The following is a 1,440-nucleotide window of genomic DNA, read 5'->3' as shown; positions in this document are numbered from 1 at the left end:
TTGACATCCTCCCACCGCTAATCAGGAGTACCTGATATAGCGGGGGATTCCCTCATATCACTATGAAGGGCTTTCTCTTTCTACGAGTTGACTTGCTTTTATGAGTCTCCTCACTCAAGTATTGGTCAGTCTCTCCAGAGACGTTAGTTCCGACGTGACCCGCCGTACTTAATCCTTTTTCTAGAATATTTCGCGCCGCGTTCCAATCTCGGTTTTGGGTATGCCCACAATGAGGACAAACATGAGTTCTAGTGCTAAGAGATTTCTTGACAACCTCACCACAATTAGAGCAATTCTGACTGGTGTAGTGGGGTGGAACTGCTACAGTCACCACACCAAAAACCTTGCCGAAATACTCAACCCATTGCCGGAACAACGACCACGACGCATCACTAATAGATTTAGCCAAGCAATGATTCTTGACCATGTTCCGCACCTGCAAATCCTCATACGCCACAAGGTCGTTAGACCTCACCACGCACCTTGCTGTCTTAACAGCAAAGTCTTTACGCTGGCGACTTACTTTGAGGTGCTTACGAGCGAGTTTATTTCTAAACTTAATTCTATTTTGAGAACCTTTTTTAGTCTTAGATAAGCGACGTTGCAGCCGTTTTAAAGACTTTTCGCTTTTGCGAAGATGTCTAGGATTAGCTATCGTTTCCCCATTACTATCTGTATAAAAATGGGTTAAACCAACATCAATACCAATAGTTTTACCTGTTGGCTCTCGTCTTTCAACTCGCTCTTGGTCAATGCAAAACTGTGCGTAGTACCCATCAGCACGACGCACAACCCGCACCCTCTTGAACTGTTTCATCTGGTAAAAATGCAGGTCACGAGTTCCCCAGAGTTTAAAAGTTCCTGCCTCGAAACCATCACTAAAAGTGATGTGTCTTCGGTCAGCAGAAAGCTTCCACCCACAGGTTTTATATTCAACACTCCCGTGAGTCTGCTCTTTTTTGAACTTTGGATAACCTTTCTTTCCTGGCTTAGACTTTTTACAGTTATCAAAAAATCGAGCAATCGCAGACCACGCTCTTTGGGCACTAGCCTGACGAGCCATCGAGTTAAGCTTGGATGCCCAAGGGAAACTCTCATCGGCAGCAAGAACGGCGCAAAACTTATTGAGGTCGTAACGCCCAATACCTTTGTTGTCCATCCAGTACCGGAGGCAAGCGTTGCGAACAAAGCGAGCAGTCCGAATAGCTTCATCCAGCTTTCGATACTGCGAGTCTTGTCCCTCAAGTTTTGCCTCAAATACCAGCATTTATGTTGCATATCTCGACATAAACGATTATATCATGTTGTCAAAAACTCAACTACCTTCCTCCCTGATTTCGCTTACGCTCAATTTTGGTCGGAAGGTGTTTCTTTTTTGACCCGTGATTCATCTCGCCGCCAAATCGGAGATTATGGCGGGAGTCTTCTCACGGAGTTTAG

General features: G+C 45.1%; 1 protein-coding gene. It reads right to left on the bottom strand.

Translation table 11 applies throughout. From position 1 onward, the window contains the following. Positions 1 to 52 precede the first annotated feature (52 nt). Positions 53 to 1,267, bottom strand: coding sequence for an RNA-guided endonuclease InsQ/TnpB family protein (locus tag IQ247_RS32140; protein WP_193926235.1), 1,215 nt, complete (start codon positions 1,265 to 1,267; stop codon positions 53 to 55). Positions 1,268 to 1,440: the final 173 nt, after the last annotated feature.

Origin of the sequence: Plectonema cf. radiosum LEGE 06105 (assembly GCF_015207665.1) — a bacterium.
Classification (GTDB): Bacteria; Cyanobacteriota; Cyanobacteriia; order Cyanobacteriales; family Nostocaceae; genus Rivularia; species Rivularia radiosa_A.
The sequence above is the reverse complement of the archived record's forward strand: the minus strand, read 5'-3'. Positions and strand labels throughout refer to the sequence as shown.